The 21,248-nt window shown below is 67.9% G+C and carries 21 protein-coding genes; 14 read left to right on the forward strand and 7 right to left on the reverse strand.

Translation table 11 applies throughout. The annotated features are described in order from the left end of the window. Positions 1–20: 20 nt before the first annotated feature. From VYI76_RS16310 to VYI76_RS16320, 3 genes are read right to left on the reverse strand one after another with little or no spacing between them, the layout of a single operon-like run. A complete protein-coding gene (locus VYI76_RS16310) occupies positions 21–713 on the reverse strand; it encodes a hypothetical protein (protein WP_326525869.1) in 693 nt (230 codons plus the stop codon). Continuing rightward, positions 710–1,789, reverse strand: a complete 1,080-nt coding sequence (locus VYI76_RS16315) for an NAD(P)/FAD-dependent oxidoreductase (RefSeq protein ID WP_326525870.1) — start codon at positions 1,787–1,789, stop codon at positions 710–712. Before VYI76_RS16315 ends, VYI76_RS16310 begins: the two co-directional genes overlap by 4 nt. Then, on the reverse strand, positions 1,786–2,748 hold the full coding sequence (locus tag VYI76_RS16320; RefSeq protein WP_326525871.1) for an alpha/beta hydrolase: 963 nt from the start codon (positions 2,746–2,748) through the stop codon (positions 1,786–1,788). The genes VYI76_RS16315 and VYI76_RS16320 overlap by 4 nt, the downstream gene beginning before the upstream one ends. Positions 2,749–2,798: 50 nt before the next feature. Here VYI76_RS16320 and VYI76_RS16325 point away from each other — a divergent pair, with 50 nt between their 5' ends. The 8 genes from VYI76_RS16325 (at position 2,799) to VYI76_RS16360 (ending at position 10,517) form a co-directional block, all read left to right on the forward strand. Next, the gene (locus tag VYI76_RS16325) at positions 2,799–3,449 is read left to right on the forward strand and encodes an A24 family peptidase (RefSeq protein WP_326525872.1); all 651 of its coding nucleotides are present in this window, start codon (positions 2,799–2,801) and stop codon (positions 3,447–3,449) included. Positions 3,450–3,498: 49 nt separating this feature from the next. Next, on the forward strand, positions 3,499–4,527 hold the full coding sequence (gene cpaB / locus VYI76_RS16330; RefSeq protein WP_326525873.1) for a Flp pilus assembly protein CpaB: 1,029 nt from the start codon (positions 3,499–3,501) through the stop codon (positions 4,525–4,527). A 1-nt stretch (position 4,528) separates the two neighbouring features. After that, positions 4,529–6,172, forward strand: coding sequence for a type II and III secretion system protein family protein (locus tag VYI76_RS16335; protein WP_326525874.1), 1,644 nt, complete (start codon positions 4,529–4,531; stop codon positions 6,170–6,172). A 26-nt stretch (positions 6,173–6,198) separates the two neighbouring features. Continuing rightward, entirely contained in the window at positions 6,199–6,834 is a 636-nt protein-coding gene (locus tag VYI76_RS16340; protein WP_326525875.1) for a CpaD family pilus assembly protein, read from the forward strand. Further along, positions 6,834–8,129 (forward strand): AAA family ATPase, encoded by a 1,296-nt coding sequence (locus tag VYI76_RS16345; protein WP_326525876.1) that lies wholly within the window; start codon positions 6,834–6,836, stop codon positions 8,127–8,129. Before VYI76_RS16340 ends, VYI76_RS16345 begins: the two co-directional genes overlap by 1 nt. Positions 8,130–8,191: 62 nt before the next feature. Next, on the forward strand, positions 8,192–9,169 hold the full coding sequence (locus VYI76_RS16350) for a type II secretion system F family protein (protein ID WP_326525877.1): 978 nt from the start codon (positions 8,192–8,194) through the stop codon (positions 9,167–9,169). A 15-nt stretch (positions 9,170–9,184) separates the two neighbouring features. Beyond that, a complete protein-coding gene (locus VYI76_RS16355) occupies positions 9,185–10,180 on the forward strand; it encodes a type II secretion system F family protein (RefSeq protein WP_326525878.1) in 996 nt (331 codons plus the stop codon). A gap of 64 nt (positions 10,181–10,244) precedes the next feature. After that, a complete protein-coding gene (locus tag VYI76_RS16360; protein WP_326525879.1) occupies positions 10,245–10,517 on the forward strand; it encodes a hypothetical protein in 273 nt (90 codons plus the stop codon). Here VYI76_RS16360 and VYI76_RS16365 read toward each other — a convergent pair. The 4 genes from VYI76_RS16365 to VYI76_RS16380 form a co-directional block, all read right to left on the reverse strand. Further along, the gene (locus tag VYI76_RS16365; protein ID WP_326525880.1) at positions 10,514–10,999 is read right to left on the reverse strand and encodes a hypothetical protein; all 486 of its coding nucleotides are present in this window, start codon (positions 10,997–10,999) and stop codon (positions 10,514–10,516) included. The two genes, VYI76_RS16360 and VYI76_RS16365, sit on opposite strands and share 4 nt — an antisense overlap. Continuing rightward, positions 10,996–13,653, reverse strand: coding sequence for a pyruvate, phosphate dikinase (gene ppdK, locus VYI76_RS16370; protein ID WP_326525881.1), 2,658 nt, complete (start codon positions 13,651–13,653; stop codon positions 10,996–10,998). The genes VYI76_RS16365 and ppdK overlap by 4 nt, the downstream gene beginning before the upstream one ends. Before the next feature lie 121 nt (positions 13,654–13,774). Beyond that, positions 13,775–16,060 carry a glycine--tRNA ligase subunit beta gene (gene glyS / locus VYI76_RS16375; RefSeq protein ID WP_326525882.1) on the reverse strand — a complete coding sequence of 762 codons (2,286 nt, stop codon included), beginning with the start codon at positions 16,058–16,060 and terminating at the stop codon, positions 13,775–13,777. A 103-nt stretch (positions 16,061–16,163) separates the two neighbouring features. After that, on the reverse strand, positions 16,164–17,003 hold the full coding sequence (locus VYI76_RS16380) for a glycine--tRNA ligase subunit alpha (RefSeq protein ID WP_326525920.1): 840 nt from the start codon (positions 17,001–17,003) through the stop codon (positions 16,164–16,166). 193 nt (positions 17,004–17,196) lie between these two features. Between VYI76_RS16380 and VYI76_RS16385 the strand changes: the two genes are divergently transcribed. The 6 genes from VYI76_RS16385 to VYI76_RS16410 all read left to right on the forward strand — a co-directional run bounded on the left by VYI76_RS16385 (position 17,197) and on the right by VYI76_RS16410 (position 21,053). Beyond that, a complete protein-coding gene (locus VYI76_RS16385; protein ID WP_326525883.1) occupies positions 17,197–17,400 on the forward strand; it encodes a helix-turn-helix transcriptional regulator in 204 nt (67 codons plus the stop codon). Then, on the forward strand, positions 17,393–18,034 hold the full coding sequence (locus VYI76_RS16390) for a hypothetical protein (protein WP_326525884.1): 642 nt from the start codon (positions 17,393–17,395) through the stop codon (positions 18,032–18,034). Before VYI76_RS16385 ends, VYI76_RS16390 begins: the two co-directional genes overlap by 8 nt. A gap of 34 nt (positions 18,035–18,068) precedes the next feature. After that, positions 18,069–18,983: a TraB/GumN family protein gene (locus VYI76_RS16395; RefSeq protein ID WP_326525885.1), complete on the forward strand. Its 915-nt coding sequence runs from the start codon at positions 18,069–18,071 to the stop codon at positions 18,981–18,983. A 167-nt stretch (positions 18,984–19,150) separates the two neighbouring features. Then, positions 19,151–19,774, forward strand: a complete 624-nt coding sequence (locus VYI76_RS16400) for a 50S ribosomal protein L25/general stress protein Ctc (protein ID WP_326525886.1) — start codon at positions 19,151–19,153, stop codon at positions 19,772–19,774. 134 nt (positions 19,775–19,908) lie between these two features. Continuing rightward, positions 19,909–20,478, forward strand: a complete 570-nt coding sequence (gene pth, locus VYI76_RS16405) for an aminoacyl-tRNA hydrolase (protein WP_326525887.1) — start codon at positions 19,909–19,911, stop codon at positions 20,476–20,478. Then, positions 20,475–21,053: a TIGR02466 family protein gene (locus VYI76_RS16410; protein ID WP_326525888.1), complete on the forward strand. Its 579-nt coding sequence runs from the start codon at positions 20,475–20,477 to the stop codon at positions 21,051–21,053. Before pth ends, VYI76_RS16410 begins: the two co-directional genes overlap by 4 nt. The last annotated feature ends 195 nt before the right edge of the window (positions 21,054–21,248 follow it).

Genomic DNA, 21,248 nt, shown 5'->3' on the forward strand with positions numbered 1-21,248 from the left:
CGGTTGATACGCAGACGAAACTATCGCTTTCGTTGCGTCTGCGGAAGGGGCTTGCGCCAAGGCGGCGGCGCGGCGGCGGGTTTCCAGCACGGCTCGACCAGCGTCGCGAATCGATTTGCCCATTCGGCGGGCGACCCCGGCGCGATCCAGCCGTCATAGGTCGCGGACCTCAAATGATCCGGGAACTCGACCCGGATTCGGTCGGCGTGGAGGACGATCATGATATCTTGCGAGGGCGCGGGGGCTAAGCCATCCGGCACCCAGCGGGTATCGGAGGCGCTCGCCAATGCCTCCAGCGCGCCGGGACAGGTCGTGAGGTCCGCCTCGACCCATTCGACCTTTGCGGTATCGAGCGCCGCCGCGACCGCCGCCACATCGGCTGGCTTGCGGCCAGCGACATTGGTCACCAACGCCACGCCGCGCTGGCGGGGCCGCTCAGCCCCCTGCGGCAGCGCGGCGCGAACCATGCGGGCGATCCGCCGTTCGCCGCAGCCCTCGCGCGCCGCGCCGGGCAGGCAGCCGGTGCGGATGGCGATCGACCAGACCGGCCAATCGTAATCGTCGCCGCGATAGGCGATGCGGACGAGGTCGGGGCCGGCATCGAAGAAGCGCGCCGGATCGAACGCCAGCGCGGTCACCTCACGACGGACGTCGATCACGCCCCGCTCCTGCGGCGCGGAGGCGGCAGCGACGAGCAGCAGGGCGACGATCACGCGAACCTCTCCGGCGAATAGATGGCCGGATCGATATGCGCGATATCCGCGTCACGCGCGCGACCCAGCAACAGCGACGCGGCGAGGCGGGCAGCGGCCGGGGCGGTCTGGATGCCGAAGCCGCCCTGCCCGGCACACCAAAAGAAGGCCGAAACGCGCGGATCAAAGCCGTAAACGGGCCGCCGGTCGGGCGCGAAGCTGCGCAGGCCGGCCCAGCGCCGCTCGACCGCGACGACGCGCCAGTCGACTGCCCGCTCCATCCGGTCGATCGCGACGGCGACGTCGAGTTCCTCTGGCGCCGCGTCGCACGGATCGACCGGCGTTTCGTCGGCCGGCGACAGCCACAGCCGGCCACCCGCCTCTGGCTTGAAGTAGAAATGCTCGCCGATATCGACGACCAGCGGCATGCCGGCGCGCGGCGAGGGATCGGTGCGCAACTGGGCGATGGTGCGGCGATAGGGCTGGATGCCGATCGGCGCGACACCCGCCGCCAGCGCGACGCGATCGGCCCAGGCACCCGCCGCGTCGACCAATATGTCGGCGGCAAGCGGCCCCGCGGTGGTCTCGATACGCCAGGCGCCGCCTTCGCGGGCGGCGCTGGCAAGGTCCGCGTCAAGCCACAGCGCACCGCCCGCGCGGCGCACCCGGCCGAGCGCATCGGCATGCAGCGCCGCGACATCGATATAGGCACAACTCGGCTCGAACACGCCGAGCGTCCATTCGGGGCGCAGGCCGGGCACCTGCGCGGCCGGGGCGACCCGGTGCAGTTCCACTCCGGTGCCGGCGAATTCGTCGAGGAAGGCGTCGATCGCCGCCGCATCGCCGGTCCGCCCGATATGGAGCGCGCCGAGCCGTTCGAGATAGGGCGCAAGCTCCTTCGCTGAGGCGGTGGTCAGCGGCTGGATGTGCGGCCCGCCATAGGTTTCGGACCAGAAGGCCGCGGACCGCCCGGTCGCGTGGTAGCCTGCGGCGGATTCGCGCTCGATCACAACGAGCGATGCATGCGGTGCCAGTTCGGCCGCCAGGGTCGCGCCGGCGATGCCCCCGCCGACGATCGCGATGTCGAAGCGTGTCACACCGGCGCCTGTGCCCGCGCCGACAGGAAGGCGTCAATCTCCGTCAGCGCGCGGGTCCGGACGGCGTCGCCCTCGCGCAGGATTTCGTGCGCCGATTCGGCCCCGAAGCGGACCACCCGGCAGTCCGGGAGCCGAGCCGCGACCTGCAGCGCCGCGGCCGGATCGACCAGCCGGTCCGCCTCGGCGACGAGCATCAGCACCGGCGTGTTCGTCATCGCGAGCGCCGGTGAGTCGCGCAGTTCGCGCGTCGACGCGAACGCCCGGGTGAGCCAGCGCCAGCTGGGCGGCCCGGTATCGAGCGTCGCATCCTGCCCGCGCCACCAGAGTTCATCGGCATAGCGTGCGGAGTCGCCGGTCAGCAGGCTCTGCCGCGACACGGTGGTATACGGCCGTTCGTTACCCTTCCACGCGGCGCGTTCGGGCCGGCCGAGACGAGCCATCACGCGCGCCAGCCGCTCGCCGAAACGCGGGCCGATCGGCGCGTGCAGGCCGAGCATCGGCGCGACCAGAACCGCCGCCTGCGGATCGATCGCGCGTTCGACGAGCGCCCGCAGGACCAGGTGGCCGCCCATCGAATGGCCGATCGCGACATGCGGTTTCGGTGTCCGCGCCGACCAGTCTGACCAGAAGGCACCGAGATCGGCGATGAAGGTGGCAAAATCCTCGATATGGCCGACGTGCGGGGCGGGCGTCGTGCGGCCCGATCCGCCCTGCCCGCGCCAGTCGAACGCGGCGATCGCCCAGCCGCGTGCATTCCAGTGCGCAAGGCTTTCCAGATATTTCTCGATGAAGTCGCCGCGTCCGCCCTGCACCAGCAACGCGCCGCGCGGAGCCGCACCGTCCGCCGCCGGCCAATCCAGCACGCGCAGCCGCCAGCCATCCGGCGCCGTCCAGTGCCGCACCGTCGCGCTCGCGGGGATCACGCGGCGCAGCGCCGCCCCTTCATCCAAATCGGCCATTCACCATGGTTACGGTTTGGAAAGGCGTAGCGTCTAGGACTTTGCGATTGATGGGGGATTACGTCGCTCTTGTATTGCTCGGCGCGCTCGCGCTGCTGCTGGTTTCGGCCGGCATCCAGGATGCGCGCACCCGCGAGATCGCCAACTGGAAGAACATCGCCATCGCCGCACTGGCCCCCGTGTGGTGGCTGGCGATGGGGCTGGCGCCATGGCCGGACATGGCGTGGCAGGTGGGCGTGGCCGCAGCGGTCTTCGCCTTCTTCGTCGGCGCCTTCGCGCTCGGCCAGATGGGCGGCGGCGACGTCAAGCTGATCGGCGCGCTGGCGCTGTGGCTGCCGCCGGTGCCGCTGGTGACCACGCTGGTGTGGATGACGCTGGCTGGCGGCGCGCTGACGATCATCATGGTCGCCGACGAATGGATCCGCCGCCGCGCGGCCCCGCCCCAGCCGTCAAAGGTTGCGCTGGCCACGCTGTCGGCGGTCGGAATCGCGCTGGTGCTTGCCACGCGGCCCGATTCGCTGGGGCCGGTCGCATGGCTTCTGGCGATCATGGCGGCGCTCTTCGGGATCGGCGTGCTGCTGGTGCTGGGCATCCGCTCGGCGCGGCGCCGGGGGATTGCGCCGGAGACGCCCTACGGCGTCGCGATCGCCATGGCCGGGCTTCTCGCGATGCGGGAACCGATAATTAACCACTTCGGATGATGCTTAACGGCGGATCAACCCGCCCGACTGCGAAAGGCACGTGAAGGCAATGGACGGACGCAAGATTTTCCTGCTGGTGGGCGCCCTACTGGTCGCCGGCATCACCGCGTTCATGGCCCGCAACCTGATGTCGGGCGCACCTGCCCCGACGGCAGCCGGGCAGCCTGTCGTGATCGACGGCCCCGAAGTGCTGGTCGCCACCAAGGCGCTGCCGGTGGGCACGATCATCGACCAGACCGCGCTGAAATTCCAGCCATGGCCCAAGGAACTGGTGGAGAACGCCTATTTCCTGCGCCAGGGCACCGACCTCAAGAACGTCGTCGGCACCGTGGTGCGCTTCGCGATTCCCGCCGGCCAGCCGGTGACGCAGGGCGCGCTGGTGAAGCCGGGCGATCGCGGCTTCCTGGCCGCAGCACTGGGTGCCGGCATGCGCGCGGTGACGGTGCCGGTGTCGGCACAGTCGTCCGTCGCGGGCTTCGTGTTTCCCGGCGACCGCGTCGACCTGTTGCTGACCCAGTCGGTTTCGGGCGGCGGCGACGGCGCCCCGCTGAAGACCACCGAGACGTTCCTGCGCAACCTGCGCGTGCTGGCGACCGACCAGAAGACCGACAAGGCGACCGACGACCAGGGCAAGACCGTGGTCAACGCCTATTCGACCGTGACGCTGGAAGTGACGCCGCAGATCGCCGAACGCATTTCGGTGGCACAGACGGTCGGCACGCTGTCGCTGTCGCTGCGCTCGATCGCAGACAACGCCGGCGAGCTTGAGGAAGCCATCGCCAGCGGCGAGGTGAACGTGCCCGAGGGCACCGATCCCAAGGATGAAAAGGCGATGCTGGCCCGCGTCGCCGCCCGCCCGACCGAGGGCAAGGGCAGTTTCTCGACGGGTGCCGACGTGTCGCGCTTCCAGCGTTCGTCGGTGCCGGGCAAGCCGCAGGCCGATCGTCCGATGATGACGCCGGGCGTGCCTGTCACGCCAGGCACCTTCGGCGCCACCGCCGGGGTGCCGGTCGGTCCGGTCGTCCGCGTGTCGCGCGGCAACAATGTCACCGTGGTTCCGGTGGGGGGGAAGAATTAACATGCGCGTGTTCGACAAACCGCTGCGCCTGCCGCTGGCGATCTGCCTGGCGACGACGGCCTTCGCCGCCGCGCCGGTCCAGACCGTCGCCCAGACCGTGACGCGGGCAAGCGACGTGACCCAGCTCAACACCGGCCGTGGACGGCTGGTGACGCTGTCGGCGCCGATCAGCGACGTGTTCGTCGCCGACGACAAGATCGCCGACGTGCAGGTCCGCTCGCCCACCCAGATCTACGTTTTCGGCAAGGCGCCGGGCGAGACCACCATTTCCGCCACCACCAAGGCGGGCCGTGTCGTCTATGCCTCCACCGTCCGGGTCGGCAACAATTTCGATTCTATCGGTTCGATGCTCCAGATGGCGCTGCCCGAATCGCGGATCGTCGCGACGCCGATGAACGGCCTGGTGCTGCTGACCGGCGTGGTCGCCACGCCCGAGGACGGCGCCGAGGCCGAACGGCTGGTGCAGGCGTTCGTCGGCGAGCAGACCAAGGTGCTGTCGCGCCTGAAGACGGCGACGCCGCTGCAGGTCAACCTGCAGGTCCGGTTCGCCGAGGTGAGCCGCAGCTTCGTCAAGAACATCGGTGTGAACGTCACCGCGCAGGACACCACGTCGGGCTTCCAGTTCGGCGTGTCGTCGGGCCGCAACATCGGTTCGATCGGGACGGTCGACACCTCGTCGCTGCCGCGCCTCGACGCATCGTCGCGCTTCGGCCTGCCGGCCGGATCGATCAGCCTGCCGTTCGATCCCAAGCTGGGCGACTTCGTCTATCCGAACACCGGCACGGCCTATAATTTCGCGAACCTGGCGAACACGCCGCAGCGCACCGCGCTGGGCTTCGCGGGCAAGCTGCTCGGTCTCGACATCCTGTCCGCGCTCGACCTGGGCGAGATCAACGGCCAGGTCTCGACGCTCAACACCACCAATCTGTCGGCGCTGTCGGGCGAATCGAGCTCGTTCCTGGCCGGTGGCGAAATCCCGATCCCGATCAGCCAGGGGCTGGGCGCGGTTTCGGTCGAGTACAAGCAGTACGGCGTCAGCCTGGCCTATACACCGACGGTGATGTCGGACGGCCGCATCTCGTTGCGCGTCCGCCCGGAGGTGTCGCAGCTGTCGGCCGCGGGCGCGGTGACGATCGGCGGCGTGCAGATCCCGGCGCTGACGACCCGGCGCGCGGAGACGACGGTCGAGCTCGGCTCGGGCCAGAGCTTCATGATCGCAGGCCTGCTGCAGAACCGCCACGACAACCAGATCAGCAAGGCGCCGGGCATCGGCGACATGCCGATCCTGGGCGCGCTGTTCCGCTCCAACGGCTTCCAGCGCAACGAAACCGAGCTGGTCATCGTCGTCACGCCGTATCTGGTGAAGCCGGTCGACGCGAACAGCATCGTGCTGCCCACCGACGGATACAAGGCGCCGACCGATGCCGACCGCATCCTGCTGGGTTCGCTGGCAAGCGGCGACAGCCACGGCGACCGCCCCAAGCCGCAGATGATCGCCCCCTCCGCCCCGCCCCCTTCGGTCGGCGCGGTGACGCCGAGCCCGGTGATCCCGGCGCGGCGCGAGGAGAAGGCACCCGTGCCCGCCAAGGGCAAGGGCAAGGACAGGAAGGGTCCGGCCGCCGCGCCGGGCTTCAGCTTCAAGTGAGAACGCGCGTGAGGGAGAAGACGACCATGGCAGGCACGCTTCGCATGGCCCTGTTGGGCGCGGTCGCCGCGACGCTGGCGGGCTGCGGCACGCCCAACCGCGGCCTCGAATCGGTCCACCAGCCGGTGGTCGAGCGCAACGACTACGCCCTAGACGTGGCGGCCGCCGGCGACGGCCTGGCGCCTGGCGAGGCGCAGCGCCTGGCCGGATGGATGGCCTCGCTGCGGCTCGGTTACGGCGACCGCCTGTCGATCGACGCCAACACCGGCGGCGATGCCGGCGTCCGTGATGATGTGGCGGCGCTCGCCGCGCGCTACGGCATGCTGGTGTCGGAGGACGCGCCGATCACGGTCGGCCAGGTCGCGCCGGGCACCGCGCGGGTGATCGTGTCGCGGATGCGCGCATCGGTGCCGTCGTGCCCCGATTTCAGCCGCAACACCGGCATCGAGCTGGAAGGCAACACCACGTCGAACTTCGGCTGCGCGATCAATTCGAACCTGGCGGCGATGGTCGCCCGGCCCGAGGACCTTGTACGCGGCCAGCCCGGCGCGCCGTCGTCCGACCCGGCTGTGTCGTTCAAGGCGATCGACACGCTGCGCAAGGCGCCGACCACAGGCGCGGGCGGGCTGAAGTCCGAATCGACCAAGTCGGGAGGCAATTGATGAACGCGCCGTGGAACCCCGCGCGCGCCGGAACGCGTGAACCCTTCGTCGCCTTCGTGTGCGACGAGACCACCGCCGAGGCCATCCGGCCGATCGCGGTCGAGATGGGCTGGGCCGGCGAGAAGGTGAACAAGGGCGGGCTGCGCAACGCGGTGCAGACGCTGTCGGTATCCGCCAGCCCGCACGTGCTGTTCGTCGATCTGTCGGAAAGCGGCGACCCGCTGAACGACATCAACGCGCTGGCCGAGGTGTGCGAGCCCGGAACGGTGGTGATCGCCGCCGGACAGGTCAACGACGTGCGGCTTTACCGCGATCTCGTCGCCAGCGGCATTCAGGATTACCTGCTCAAGCCGCTCAATCCCGACATGCTGCGCGATGCCTTCGCCCAGGCGCAGGCGCTGCTGAGCGCCCCACGTGCGGCGGAGGCCTCGGTGGAACGCCCGCATTGCTCGATCGCCGTGATCGGCGCTCGTGGCGGCGTCGGCGCCTCGACGCTCGCGACCTCGCTTGCATGGCTGTTCAGCACCAAGAGCAAGCGGACGACAGCACTGCTCGACCTCGACGTGCATTTCGGCACCGGCGCGCTGGCGCTGGACCTGGAGCCCGGCCGCGGCCTTACCGACGCGATCGAGAATCCCAGCCGTATCGACGGGCTGTTTATCGAACGCGCGATGGTGCGCGCGTCGGACATGCTGGCGGTGCTGTCGGCGGAAGCGCCGATCAACGCGCCGATCGTCACCGACGGCGCGGCCTTCTTTCAGCTGCAGGAAGAAATCCGCGGCGCCTTCGAATGCACCATCGTCGATCTGCCGCGGGCGATGCTGGTCAACCATCCGCATCTCGTCAGCGACGTCCAGGTCGCGGTGGTGGTGACTGACTTCACGCTCGCCTCCGCGCGGGACACGATCCGCATCCTGGCGTGGTTCCGCTCCAACGCCGCGCACACCAAGGTTGTGGTGGTCGCCAACCGCGTCCAGCCGGCCGCGCAGCAGGAGATCAACCGCAAGGATTTCGAGGGCTCGATCGAACGCAAGGTCGATTTCGTGCTGCCGTTCGAACCCAAGTTCGCCGCGCAGGCGGCGAAGCTGGGCAAGCCGCTGGCCGAAGTCGCCAAGGGGCAGAAGCAGCTCGCGCCGCTGGGCGAACTGGCCCAGCACCTGCTGGCCTGCACCGAGGCCGATGGCCCGGAAACCGGCAAGTCCGCAGGCGGCGGAAAGCCCGCGAGCGCGGGCGGCGGTTCGCTGCTCGGCAAGCTCGGCGCCCTGACGGCCAAGCTGCCCGGCAAGAAGAAGTGATGACGCGCGGGGGCGCGGGCGACCGCCCTGCCCCCGTCGCCTGAAGGAAAGGTCTGGTCCGCGTGGAAGTCGTGCCGTTCATCATGGTGTGTTGCGGGGCGCTGGTCGTGCTGGCGATGCTCGCGATCGCCCTGTCCGGCCCGTCGGCCGCCAAGGCCGGCTCGCGCCGCCTGACCGGCCTGCGCGATCGCCATGCCCACGCGGCATCGGCGGGCGCGATGGAGGCACAGGTTCGCAAGATCGCCGCCGGTCGCGCGACGCGGATGGACCTGACGATGGGCCGCATCCTGCCGAACCCGGCGCTGCTGCAGAAGCGGCTGGCGATGACCGGCAAGGACTGGACGGTCGGCAAATACGGCGTCGCGACGCTGGGCATCGCGATATTCGTCACGCTGGCGCTGGCGCTCCAGGGGCTGCCGGTGCTGCTCGCGTTGTTCGTCGGCCTGTTCGCCGGCGTCGGCATTCCGCACGCGACGGTGGGTTTCTTCATCGCCCGCCGTCTGGCCAAGTTCAACGCCAAGTTCCCCGACGCGATCGAGCTGCTGGTGCGCGGCCTGCGTTCCGGCCTGCCGATCACCGAGACCATGGGCGTCGTCGGCGCGGAGGTGGAAGGCCCGGTCGGCGAGGAATTCCGCAGCGTTTCCGACAAGATGAAGATCGGCAAGACGATGGACCAGGCGTTGCAGGAAACGTCGGACCGGCTCGGCACCCCCGAATTCCAGTTCTTCGTCATCACCATCGCCATCCAGCGCGAGACCGGCGGCAACCTCGCCGAGACGTTGGCCAACCTGGCCGAGGTGCTGCGCAAGCGCGGGCAGATGAAGCTTAAGATCAAGGCGATGTCATCGGAATCGAAGGCGTCGGCCTATATCATCGGCGCGTTGCCGTTCATCGTGTTCGGGCTGATCTGGTTCATCAACGGCAGCTACATGCAGAACTTCTTCGTAGACGAACGCCTCATCATCGCCGGCGGCGGTGGCATGGTGTGGATGGCGATCGGCGCGCTCATCATGCGCCAGATGATCAACTTCGAGATCTGACGGGAGGATATCGACATGACTCCCGCAAATGGCCCCACCCTTCTCGGCATCGACGTGCTGTGGGTCGCGACGATCCTGTCCGGCGTCGCCGCGCTGGCCGTGATGTTCGCGATCTATACCGTCATGACGGTCCACGATCCGATGGCGAAGCGCGTCAGGGCGCTGAACGATCGCCGCGAACAGCTGAAGGCCGGCATCACCGCATCGACCAGCAAGCGCCGCGCCAAGCTCGTCCAGAAGAACGAGGCGACCGACCGCATCCGCGCGCTGCTGTCGTCGATGAAGGTGCTACAGGATTCGCAGGTCAAGACCGCGCAGTTGAAGCTGATGCAGGCCGGCATCCGTTCGAAGGAATGGGCGGTCGCGGTGATCTTCGGCCGGCTGGTGCTGCCGGTCGTCTTCGGAGCGGCCATCACCTATCTGGTATATGTCGCGGAAATCTTTCCCGAATGGGGCCCGCTCAAGCGCTACGGCCTGGTCGCGGGCACCTTCATCCTGGCGTACAAGGCGCCCGATCTTTATCTGAAGAACAAGATCCAGAAGCGCCAGACCGCGATCCGCAAGGGCCTGCCCGACGCGCTCGACCTGCTGGTGATCTGCGCGGAAGCCGGCTTGACCGTCGACGCGGCCTTCCACCGCGTGGCAAAGGAGCTTGGCCGCGCCTATCCGGAGCTGGGCGACGAATTCCAGCTGACCGCGATCGAGCTCGGCTTCCTGACCGACCGGCGGCTGGCGTTCGAGAATCTGGCGATGCGCACCGATCTCGATTCGATCAAGGGCGTCGTCACGACGATGATCCAGACCGAGAAATACGGCACCCCGCTCGCCTCGGCGCTGCGCGTACTGTCGGCCGAATTCCGCAACGAACGCATGATGCGCGCCGAGGAGAAGGCCGCGCGCCTGCCGGCGATCATGACGGTGCCGCTGATCCTGTTCATCCTGCCGGTGCTGTTCATCGTCATCCTCGGCCCCGCCGCATGCAGCATCAATGACGCGCTGCTGACCGGCTGAAGCCGGTCGCGGCGGGAACGGCCGGCAGGCAAGCCCGTTGTCCCTCCGTAACAGGAGAGACACGATGCTGTTCACCACGCCGACGCAGTTCGCCGTCCTTGCGCTGTGCCTGATCGCGGGCTGGATTTTCGGGCTGGCGAGCGCGCCGGGCGGCAGGCGCGCCAAGACGAAGCTGCGCGAGGTCGAGGCGGAGTACGCCGCCTACCGGAAGGATGCCGAGGCCCGGATCAAGGCGGCGGACGCCGAACGCGATCGAATCGCTCGGGCAGCCCCGGTGACCGCATCGACGATGGGCGTGCAGCCGCACGACGACGCGCGACCGGCGGATCGGATTTAGGTCAGGCCGGGCTTCCTTGCGAGGATCGCGGCGGCGTAGCGTTCCTCGACCAGCGCCAGCGGCTGACCATTACCGCCGCGTACCAACGCGCGCACCATCAGTATCGGATCGCCCGAGAGCCGCTCGCACGCCAGCGTTTCGCGGCGCGGCTGGAGCGGCGCGATGACGGCGCCGAACGGCGTGTCGCTCCGGTCGAGCGCGACGCGCATATCGGGCGCGAGACGATCGGGAACGAACCAGTTGTCGGCCTGCGAAAGCAGACTGTCGCCCCGCATCAGCCGCACACGGCGGTGGCCAAGCGGGCTATCGTCGCCCACGCCGAGCATCGTGCGGATATCCGCCGGCGCGGGCGTGCCGCTCCCCACCAATTCGGCATGGACACGACCGCCGGACCACGCCTCCAGCACAGCCGTGGCCGTGCCGGAGGCGATCAGATCGGCGATGAAGGCATCGAGCGTGGCGAGGGTCGTCGAAGGCGTCACGCCGCCCCGGACTGCGCCTTGAGCGCCGCCTGCGCCGCCGCCAGCCGCGCGATCGGCACGCGATAGGGCGAAGCGCTGACGTAATCGAGCCCGACCGATTCGCAGAAGGCGATGCTCGCCGGATCGCCACCATGTTCGCCGCAGATACCCAGCTTGATGTCGCCCCGCGTCGCGCGTCCGCGATCGGCCGCGAGCTGCACCAGTTCCCCGACTCCCTCGACGTCGAGGCTGACGAACGGATCGCGCGCATAGATGCCCTGTTCGACATAGTCGGTCAGGAAGCGCGCGGCGTCGTCGCGGCTAACGCCCAGCGTCGTCTGGGTCAGATCGTTGGTGCCGAACGAGAAGAATTCAGCCCCTTCCGCGATTTCGCCGGCGCGCAGTGCGGCGCGGGGCAGTTCGATCATCGTGCCGACGAGATAGTCTACGCGCTTGCCGGTTTCAGCGAACACCGCCTGTGCCGCCCTGTCGACGACAGCCTTCATCAGTTCGAGCTCACGCTTCGTGGCGACCAGCGGGATCATGATTTCCGGCACCGGCGCCTCGGCCAGGCTGACCGCCGCCTCAAAGATCGCGCGCGCCTGCATCTCGTAGATTTCGGGATAGGTCACGCCCAGCCGGCAGCCGCGATGGCCGAGCATCGGGTTGAATTCGTGCAGTTCGTTCGCGCGGCGCTTCAGCGTCTCGACATCGAGCCCGGTCGCCTTCGCCACTTCCGCGAACTCGGCATCGCCGTGCGGCAGGAATTCGTGCAGCGGCGGATCGAGCAGGCGGATCGTGCAGGGCAGGCCGGCCATCGTCTGGAAGATCTCGACGAAATCGCTGCGCTGTTCGGGCAGCAGCTTGTCGAGCGCGGCACGGCGACCGGCCTCGTCCGACGCCAGGATCATCTGGCGGACGGCGGTGATGCGGCCGGCGTCGAAGAACATGTGTTCGGTGCGGCACAGACCGATGCCCTCCGCGCCGAATTCGCGCGCGGTGCGGCAATCGTGCGGCGTTTCGGCATTGGCGCGCACCTTCATGCGACGGATGCCGTCGGCCCATTCCATCAACGTGCCGAAATCGCCCGACAGCTCGGGCTGGACGGTGGGAACGGCGCCCGCCATGACCTCGCCGGTCGAGCCGTCGATGGTGACCACCTCGCCCTCGCGCATCTCGCGGTCTCCGACGCGCATCACGCCCTGGCCGATCGACAGCGCCCCGGCGCCGGACACGCACGGGCGGCCCATGCCGCGCGCGACGACGGCGGCGTGGCTGGTCATTCCGCCACGCGCCGTCAGGATGCCGCGCGCCGCGTGCATGCCGTGGATGTCCTCCGGCGACGTCTCGACGCGGACGAGGATCACGTCCTGTCCGTCCTTTGCGGCCGCCTCGGCGGCGTCGGCGGTGAACACGACCTTGCCCGATGCCGCGCCGGGCGACGCCGGCAGCCCCTTGGTCAGCACATCGCGCGGCGCCTTGGGATCGAGCGTCGGGTGGAGGAGTTGATCGAGCGCGGCGGGATCGATCCGCGCGATCGCCTCCTCGCGGGTGATGAGTCCCTCGCTCGCCATGTCGACCGCGATCTTCAGCGCCGCCTTCGCGGTACGCTTGCCCGAACGCGTCTGGAGCATCCAGAGCTTGCCCTGCTGCACCGTGAATTCGATGTCCTGCATGTCGCGGTAATGGCGTTCGAGCAGGTCGAACACGCCCGCGAGTTCACCGTAGACCTCCGGCATCGCCTCTTCCATCGAGGCGGGCTTGGCCCCGGCGGCCTCACGCGCGGCCTTCGTCAGATATTGCGGCGTGCGGATGCCGGCGACGACGTCTTCGCCTTGAGCATTGATGAGGAATTCGCCGTAATAGGCGTTGTCGCCCTTCGCCGGATCGCGGGTGAACGCCACGCCGGTGGCCGACGTATCGCCCATGTTGCCGAACACCATCGCCTGCACGTTCACCGCGGTGCCCCATTCGGACGGGATGTCGTTCAGCCGGCGATAGACCTTGGCGCGTTCGGACTGCCACGATCCGAACACCGCGCCGACAGCGCCCCATAATTGCTCATGGACGTCCTGCGGGAACGGCTTGCCCCACAATAGCTGCACCAGCGCCTTGTACTCATCGACCAGCCCCTGCCAGTCGGCGGCGGTCATATCCGTATCGAGGTAATAGCCGCGGTCTTCCTTGGCGATCTCCAGCGCTTCCTCGAACCGGCTGTGATCGAGTTCGAGCACGACATCCGAATACATCTGGATGAAACGGCGATAGCTGTCCCACGCGAAGCGATCGTCGCCGGACACGGCGGCGAGGCCCTGTACCGTCGCGTCGTTCAGCCCCAGGTTGAGGACAGTGTCCATCATCCCCGGCATCGACGCGCGGGCGCCCGAACGGACCGAGACGAGCAGCGGATCGGCGGCATCGCCGAAACGCTTGGCCGTGATCCCCTCGATATGCGCGATGCCGTTCGCCACCTCGGCGCGCAGGCTGTCGGGGAACGCCCCGCCGGACTCGTAATAGACCGCGCACATCGGCGTCGAGATGGTGAAGCCCGGCGGCACCGGCAGGCCAATCGACGCCATCTCGTCAAGGTTCGCGCCCTTGCCGCCGAGCAGGTTCTTGTCGCCCCGCCCGCCATCCGAAACCCCGCCGCCGAAACGGTAGACATACTGCGTCATTTGAACTCCCTCTCCCCTTCAGGGGAGAGGGTCGGGGAGAGGGGCAGCGCCTCATATCCCCGACCCTCGGTTGATCTCGACTGCCCCTCTCCCAACCCTCTCCCGTCAGGGGGAGAGGGCTTTAACCTTCGATCCTCGAGAAATCGGCGACCGCGTGAACCGCGTCGCGCATCCGCGCGAGCAGGCCGAGCCGGGCCTCGCGCTTTTCCGGTACGGGATCGTTGACGATCACCGCGTCGAAGAACGCGTCGATCGGTGCCCGCAGGGTCGCCAATGCCGCCATCGCCCCCTCGAAATCCTCGGCCTCCACCGCGGCCTTCGCCTTCGGCTCCGCCGAATCGAGCGCCGCGATCAGCGCCTGTTCGACCGGTTCGGGCGTGTATGAAAGCGGATTTTGCTGCGACGCGGTAAAGCCTTCCTTCTTGAGGATGTTGGCGGCGCGCTTGTAGCCGGCGAGCAGGTTGGCGCCGTCCGGGGTGGCGACGAAGGATTGCAGCGCGTGGACGCGGGCGAGCAGGCGGACGAGATCGTCCTCGCCACCCAGCGCGAACACCGCGTCGATCAGGTCGTGGCGGACGCCGGCTTCGCGTTGCTGGACCTTGAGGCGGTCGGCGAAGAAATCGAGCAGTAAGGGACCTGCAACTGCTGCCCGCTCATGGATCGCAGCTCTGACTTGCTCATACGCCTGTCTTTGCGCCGGATCCTCGAGAACGTCTTCCGGCAGTGATCGGGCTTGTTCACCTGCCCGCGCAGCTGCTCTCTCGTAATATATTCGTGCTCGACCGGCACGGCGGCCCGCCCGGTACAGTCCACCAAAAACCATTTGCTGTTCAATGATTTTCGACAACGAGAGCTTGAGTTGCCCATCGATCAACAACGCCAAAATAGCCAATGCTTGTCGGCGTAAGGCAAACGGATCCTTCGAACCGGTCGGGGTCAACTGTTCAAAAAAGAACTGGATCAGAGTATCCAGCTTGTCCGCCAGTGACACAGCGGCTGTCACCGGATCGGTCGGTATGTCGTCGCCCTGGCCGACCGGCTTGTAATGATCGCGGATCGCGTTCGCGACGGCCGCGCTCTCGCCCTGTGCGGCGGCATAGTAACCGCCCATCAGCCCCTGCAATTCGGGAAACTCGCCGACCATGCCGGTGACGAGGTCGGCCTTGGCGAGCCGCGCGGCGCGGTCGGCCTGGGCGGCCAACTGCTCTTTCGTCACTCCAGCGAACGCTGGGGTCTCATGCGGCCCATGCCCCTCGCCATCGCCGGAGGTCCCAGCGTTCGCTGGGACGACAATGTCGGATTCGACCAGCCACCGCGCCAGCTTCGCGACGCGGTCGACCTTGTCGGCGACGGTCCCGAGCTTTTCGTGGAAGACGATCTTCTCGAGCTTCGGCGTCAGGTCTTCGAGGCGGGTCTTGAGGTCTGTTTCGTAGAAGAAGCGCGCGTCGCTCAACCGCGCGGCGAGCACCTTGCGGTTGCCCTCGACGATCTTCGCACCGCCGTCCGCCGCATCGATGTTGGCGACGCAGACGAAGGCGTTGGCGAGCTTTCCATCGGCGTCGTTGGCGACGAAATATTTCTGGTTCACCCGCGCGGTGAGCTGGATCACTTCGGGCGGGACGGACAGGAACTCCGCGTCGAACCGGCCCAGCAGCGGCACCGGCCATTCGGTCAGCCCGGCGTTCTCCGCCAGCAGCCCCTCATCGCGCACCAGCGTGAGCCCGGCCTTTGCGGTCAGCATCGTCGCGCCCATCGCGATGATGCCGGCGCGCTCGTCGTGATCGACGATGACGTGGCAGGCGCGCAGCTTCTCGACATAGTCGCTCGCCGACCCGATCGTGATCGCGCCGGGATGGTGGAAGCGGTGGCCGACCGTCGCGGCGCCGGAACGCACCCCGGCGATCTCGCAATCGATCACGTCGTGGCCGAACAGCGCGACAATGCCCTGCAGCGGGCGGACCCAGCGCAGGCTTTCGGTGGAGAGCGAGGCGTCGCCCCAGCGCATCGACTTGGGCCAGGGGAAGGCGCGGACGATCGCGGGGATCGCCTCGGCCAGCACATCGGCGGTCGCGCGGCCGGGCTTTTCGATCACCGCGAACCACACGCCGTCGCGGTCGACGAGCTGGTCCTGGCTGAGGCCGGTCTTGCGCAGGAAGCCTTCCAGCGCCTGGGGTGGCGCGGAGGTGCGCGGACCCTTGGCCTCCTCACTCACCGCCTCGGTCGCTTCGGGCAGCCCGCGCGCGATGAGGGTCAGGCGGCGCGGGGTGGCATAGGTGATCGTCTCGGCAGCGGTCAGCCCGGCCTTCGCCAGTTCGCCCGCGAACAGCTTCGCGAGATCCTCGCGCGCCTTCGCCTGCATCCGAGCGGGGATTTCCTCCGAGCGGAGTTCGAGGAGGAAATCGGTCATCGTATCCAATCCGTCGCCCCAGCGAACGCTGGGGTCTTAACCCGTCGAGCGTGCGCTTGCGGCACGAGATCCCAGCGTTCGCTGGGATGACGATGGTGGCAGGTCACGCCGACCACCCGTTCTTGTCCATCCACGCCGCGCAGCTGCCCTTGGCCAGATCGCGGACGCGGCCGATATACGCCTGCCGTTCGGCGACGGAGATCACGCCGCGCGCATTGAGCAGGTTGAACACATGGCTCGCCTCGATCGCCTGTTCATAAGCCGGGATCGGCAGGCCGGCGGCCAGGCAGTTCTCGCACTCGGCCGCAGCCTTGCGGAACTGGTCGAACAGCGTGTCGGTGTTGGCCACTTCGAAGTTCCAGGTCGACATCTGGCGCTCGTTTTCCAGGAACACGTCGCCATAGGTCACGCCATCATCGTTGAAGGCGAGATCGTAGACGTTGTCCTTGTCCTGGATGTACATCGCCAGCCGTTCGAGGCCGTAGGTCAGCTCGCCGGCGACGGGCTTGCAGTCGAACCCTCCCATTTGCTGGAAATAGGTGAACTGCGTCACCTCCATCCCGTCGCACCACACTTCCCAGCCGAGGCCCCAGGCGCCCAGCGTCGGCGATTCCCAATCGTCCTCGACGAAGCGGATGTCGTGCGTCCGCATGTCGATGCCGATCGCCGCGAGGCTGCCCAGATACAGTTCCTGCAGGTCGGGCGGGCTGGGCTTCAGCACCACCTGATACTGGTAATAATGCTGGAGCCGGTTGGGGTTCTCCCCATAGCGGCCGTCGGTCGGGCGCCGGCACGGCTGGACGAAGGCACAGTTCCACGGATCGGGACCGAGCGCGCGCAGCGTCGTCGCGGGGTGAAAGGTGCCCGCCCCCATGCGCATGTCATAGGGTTGCAGGATCACGCAGCCCCGCGCCGCCCAGTAATCATGGAGCGTCAGGATCATGCGCTGGAACGAGAGCGGTCCGGTGCCAGATGCGTTTTCAGTCACGCGCGGGCGTTTGGCCGATGGGCGGTGAGGGGTCAAGCGAGGCGAAGGTCAGGATATAGCGACATTGTGTCAGGTAATGTTGACATCAACCGCGAATCACCCTAGTTGTTGTCAGGTAGAGCTGACATTTGGTCAGGGAAGGACGACTTTGCGCAACCGCCTGAAAGTGCTGCGCGCGGAACGCGACTGGAGCCAGGCGGAGCTTGGCGGCCGGCTGGGCGTGTCGCGACAGGCGGTGAACGCGATCGAGACGGGCAAGCATGATCCGTCGCTGCCGCTGGCGTTCCGCATCGCGCGGCTGTTTGACCTGACGATCGAGGAGGTTTTCGATGACGGGGACGGCGATGACTGATCGTGACGATGCGCCACGTTCGCGGCGGACATTGTGGCTGGTGGTGGCGGGCGTGCTCGCGATGCTGGGGCTGCCGTTCGTGATCGGCATCTACCAGGGCTATACCGGCGGCGAGGCGCGGCCGATGCTGCCCTGGGCGGTGCTGGCGGGCATCGCCGGGCTGGTCGGGGTGATCGCGACCGGCGTGTGGCTGGCGGCGCGCGACCGCGCAAGGCATCCGCCGAGCGGGCCCGGCGAAGCGGCCGCGGTACGCAACAGCCGGTCGTTCTGGCTGATCCTGGGCACGTTGTTCTTCGTCGGCATGCTGGTCGGCGCGGGCGCGGCGATGTTCGAAATCGACGCCGGCGGCTTCATGACCGGAACGCTGCCGGCCTGGTTCGCGATCGTCGCGGCGGTGGTGACGGTGCTGGCGCTGACGGTCGGGACGGTGTTGTTCCTGCGCCGCGTCGACGAGGTCGAGCGCGCCGACAATATCTGGGCCTCCGCTGTCGGGGCGAACGCGCTGCTGATCGTCTATCCGCCGTGGTTCTTCCTGTGGAAGGGCGGCTGGGTGAGCGAGCCGTCGCACTATGCGATGGCGGGCATCCTGTTCGCCGCGATGATGATCGCCTATGGCTATCGCAAGATCCGCTGATATTTTCCGCTTCAACTCCAAAGGGATAAAAGACATGTATTACTCGTTCCGCAAATCCTTCGCGCTTGCCGCCGCCGGCCTGTTGGCGACGACCGCCCTGCCCGCCTGCGCGCAGCCGGCACCCCAGCCGCAGACGCAGGACGCCGATCCCGCGCTGTGGGTGGTGAAGGACGCGGATACCACCATCTACCTGTTCGGCACCGTCCACGTGCTGAAGCCGGGCCTGTCGTGGTTCGACGAGGCGGTGAAGACCGCGTTCGACGATTCGAAGGAACTGGTGCTCGAAATGGTCGAGCCCGACGCCCAGACGATGCAGGGCATCATCATGTCCAAGGCGATCGCCGCGCCGGGCACGCCGGCGCTCAGCACGCAGCTGCCCGAGGACAAGCGCGACTATTATCTGAAGTCGATCGGCGAGCTGGGCATCCCGGCGCAGGCCGCCGACCGGCTGAAGCCGTGGTTCGCGGGCATGACGCTGACGATGGGTCCGGTGATGAAGGCGGGCTATGACCCCAAGCAGGGCGCGGAAAAGGTGCTGACCGAGGCCGCCAAGGCCGCCGGCAAGCCGGTGTCCGGGCTGGAAACCGCGGAGCAGCAGATCGGCTTCTTCGATGGAATGACGGCCGAGGCGCAGCTGACCTTCCTCAAGACCACGCTCGACGAACTGCCCAAGGGCGTCCAGACGCTCGACACGATGATCGTCGACTGGGCGAAGGGCGATCCCGACGCGCTGGCCCGCACGATGAACGAGGGGCTGAAGGACTCGCCCGAGGTGGCGAAGACCATCCTCTACGATCGCAACGCCCGCTGGGCGACGTGGATCCACGAGCGGATGAAGCAGCCGGGGACCGTATTCGTCGCGGTCGGCGCCGGCCACCTGGCCGGCGACAACAGCGTCCAGGCGAAGCTCGCCGACTACCAGCTGAAGGCGACGCGGATCGAATATTGATCCCGTCGCCGACTGCCTGGTCGTCGCCCGCGCACATGCCCCGCGCGGGCGGCGATCTTGCCATGCGGCCCACCTTCCGCTAAGGGCGCGCGCTTGCTTGGGCGGGGTCATCCCTGGAGGCCCGCCTACGCAAGCCACGAAACACTAGCATATCGGATTTGAGACACATGAGCGACACGCTTACGCTGTCGGCCGAGACGCGCGACCGGGCTGGCAAGGGAGCCTCCCGTGCACTGCGTCGCGAAGGCCGCGTCCCCGCCGTGATCTACGGCATGAAGCAGGACCCGCAGAGCATCAGCGTCAACGAGCGCGAGCTCGCCAAGATGCTGAACACCGGCCACTTCATGAATTCGGTCGTGATGATCGACGCCGGCGGCAAGCCGGTGCGCACGCTGCCGAAGGATGTCGCTTTCGACGTCGTCACCGATCGTCCGCTGCATGTGGACTTCCTGCGCATCGGCGAGCACACCACGGTTACCGTCGCGGTGCCGATCGTGTTCGCCGACGAGGATGACGCACCGGGCATCAAGCGCGGCGGCGTGCTGAACATCGTTCGCCACGAGCTGGAGCTGGTGGTCGATGCCGCGCAGATCCCGAGCGAGGTGACCGTCTCGCTCAAGGGCCTGGAAGTCGGCGACACCATCCACATCTCCAACGTCACGCTGCCCAAGGGCGCGTCGTCGGCGATCGACGACCGCGATTTCACCATCGCCACCGTGATCGCGCCGTCGGCCCTGAAGTCCGAGACGCAGGACGCCGAAGCGCCGGCCGAAGAGGCGAAGGGCGAATAATCCCGCTTCCGGTCCCCTCCCCTTCAAACGGGGCGGGGACCGGCAAAGGGGAAACTCCGCGGGTGGACGGCCCCGGCGACGCGCCGTCCGCTTTTCCCCGCCCCTCCCGTCGCCGGGCAGAGGACGCGTACCGGATGCAACTCTGGGTCGGCCTGGGCAATCCGGGACCCGAATATGCGCTGAACCGGCACAACGCCGGGTTCCAGGCGATCGACGCGATCGCCGCGCTGCACGGATTTTCGGCGCCCCGTAAGGCGTTCCAGGGCTGGACGCAGGACGGCCGCATCGGCGGCGACAAGCTCGTCCTGCTCAAGCCCGGCACCTATATGAACGAAAGCGGCCGCAGCATCCGCGCGGCGATGGATTTCTACAAGCTGACGCCGGCGGACATCACCGTCTTCCACGACGAACTCGACCTGTTGCCGCTCAAGGTGAAGGTGAAGGCGGGTGGTGGCACCGCCGGGCAGAACGGGCTGAAATCCACTGTCCAGCACATCGGCCCCGATTTCCGCCGCGTCCGGATCGGCATCGGCCATCCTGGGCACAAGGACCGGGTGACCGGCCACGTCCTGTCGAACTGGCACAAGTCCGAGATCGAGCCGCTCAGCGACCTGCTCGGCGCGATCGCCGCCGAAGCGGCCTGGCTGGCGCAGGGCGACGACGTGCGGTTCATGAACGATGTCGCGCTGAGGCTCGGCGAATGACCACCCGCAGCCTGTTTCCCACCCACTTCTACGAAGCCGCGCTGGGCGACGAGGAACTGGTTTCCGAACTGGTCGAGGCGTGCCGCGAGCTGGCGCGGGAGGATCGCGCGGGCCGGGCCTGGTCGAAGGACAAGGGCTATCGCGGCTACACCAGCTATGCCTCGCTCAACGACCTGCCCGCCCGCGATCCGCGGTTCGGGGATCTGGTGAAGCTGCTCAACCGCCATGTCGCGCGGTTCGCGAAGGATTGCGGGTTCGAGCTGGGCAGAAGGCTCAGGCTCGACAGCCTCTGGGTGAACGTCTTGAAGCCCGGCGGCACCCATTCGGGGCATATCCACCCGCACAGCGTGGTGTCCGGCACCGTCTATGTCGCCGTGCCGCCGGGATCGGGCGCGCTGAAGCTGGAGGACCCGCGCCTGCCGATGCTGATGGCCGCCCCCGCCCGCCCCGACACCTTCGTCTACGCCGAACCGGCGGAAGGCAGCCTGTTCCTGTGGGAAAGCTGGCTGCGGCACGAGGTGATGCCCAATGCGGCGAAGGACGATCGCATCTCGATCAGCTTCAACTATCGTTGACGGCGCGCCGGAACGGTTCCGGCTCTCTCCGATTTCCGGCTGATGGCGTTGCCGCAGGCCGACCGTCTCCAGCGGCGCGGCGAGATCGGCGATCGCCTGCCGGTCGCGGTGCAGGAAACGCGGGGCGCTACGCGCGTCGATGCTGGCGTCAATCGCGCTTCTGGCCTATCGGGCGCGCTTCATCGACAATCGAGA

Source organism: Sphingomonas sp. (genome assembly GCF_035910975.1).
Classification (GTDB): Bacteria; Pseudomonadota; Alphaproteobacteria; order Sphingomonadales; family Sphingomonadaceae; genus Sphingomonas.

Bases quoted from the DNA above. Each gene is read 5' to 3' on its own strand.
- VYI76_RS16320 (WP_326525871.1), bottom strand. From the start codon at position 2,748: ATGGCCGATTTGGATGAAGGGGCGGCGCTGCGCCGCGTGATCCCCGCG.
- VYI76_RS16325 (WP_326525872.1), top strand. From the start codon at position 2,799: ATGGGGGATTACGTCGCTCTTGTATTGCTCGGCGCGCTCGCGCTGCTG.
- cpaB (WP_326525873.1), top strand. From the start codon at position 3,499: ATGGACGGACGCAAGATTTTCCTGCTGGTGGGCGCCCTACTGGTCGCC.
- VYI76_RS16335 (WP_326525874.1), top strand. From the start codon at position 4,529: ATGCGCGTGTTCGACAAACCGCTGCGCCTGCCGCTGGCGATCTGCCTG.
- VYI76_RS16340 (WP_326525875.1), top strand. From the start codon at position 6,199: ATGGCAGGCACGCTTCGCATGGCCCTGTTGGGCGCGGTCGCCGCGACG.
- VYI76_RS16345 (WP_326525876.1), top strand. From the start codon at position 6,834: ATGAACGCGCCGTGGAACCCCGCGCGCGCCGGAACGCGTGAACCCTTC.
- VYI76_RS16355 (WP_326525878.1), top strand. From the start codon at position 9,185: ATGACTCCCGCAAATGGCCCCACCCTTCTCGGCATCGACGTGCTGTGG.
- VYI76_RS16360 (WP_326525879.1), top strand. From the start codon at position 10,245: ATGCTGTTCACCACGCCGACGCAGTTCGCCGTCCTTGCGCTGTGCCTG.
- ppdK (WP_326525881.1), bottom strand. From the start codon at position 13,653: ATGACGCAGTATGTCTACCGTTTCGGCGGCGGGGTTTCGGATGGCGGG.
- glyS (WP_326525882.1), bottom strand. From the start codon at position 16,060: ATGACCGATTTCCTCCTCGAACTCCGCTCGGAGGAAATCCCCGCTCGG.
- VYI76_RS16380 (WP_326525920.1), bottom strand. From the start codon at position 17,003: ATGATCCTGACGCTCCATGATTACTGGGCGGCGCGGGGCTGCGTGATC.
- VYI76_RS16390 (WP_326525884.1), top strand. From the start codon at position 17,393: ATGACTGATCGTGACGATGCGCCACGTTCGCGGCGGACATTGTGGCTG.
- VYI76_RS16395 (WP_326525885.1), top strand. From the start codon at position 18,069: ATGTATTACTCGTTCCGCAAATCCTTCGCGCTTGCCGCCGCCGGCCTG.
- VYI76_RS16400 (WP_326525886.1), top strand. From the start codon at position 19,151: ATGAGCGACACGCTTACGCTGTCGGCCGAGACGCGCGACCGGGCTGGC.
- pth (WP_326525887.1), top strand. From the start codon at position 19,909: ATGCAACTCTGGGTCGGCCTGGGCAATCCGGGACCCGAATATGCGCTG.
- VYI76_RS16410 (WP_326525888.1), top strand. From the start codon at position 20,475: ATGACCACCCGCAGCCTGTTTCCCACCCACTTCTACGAAGCCGCGCTG.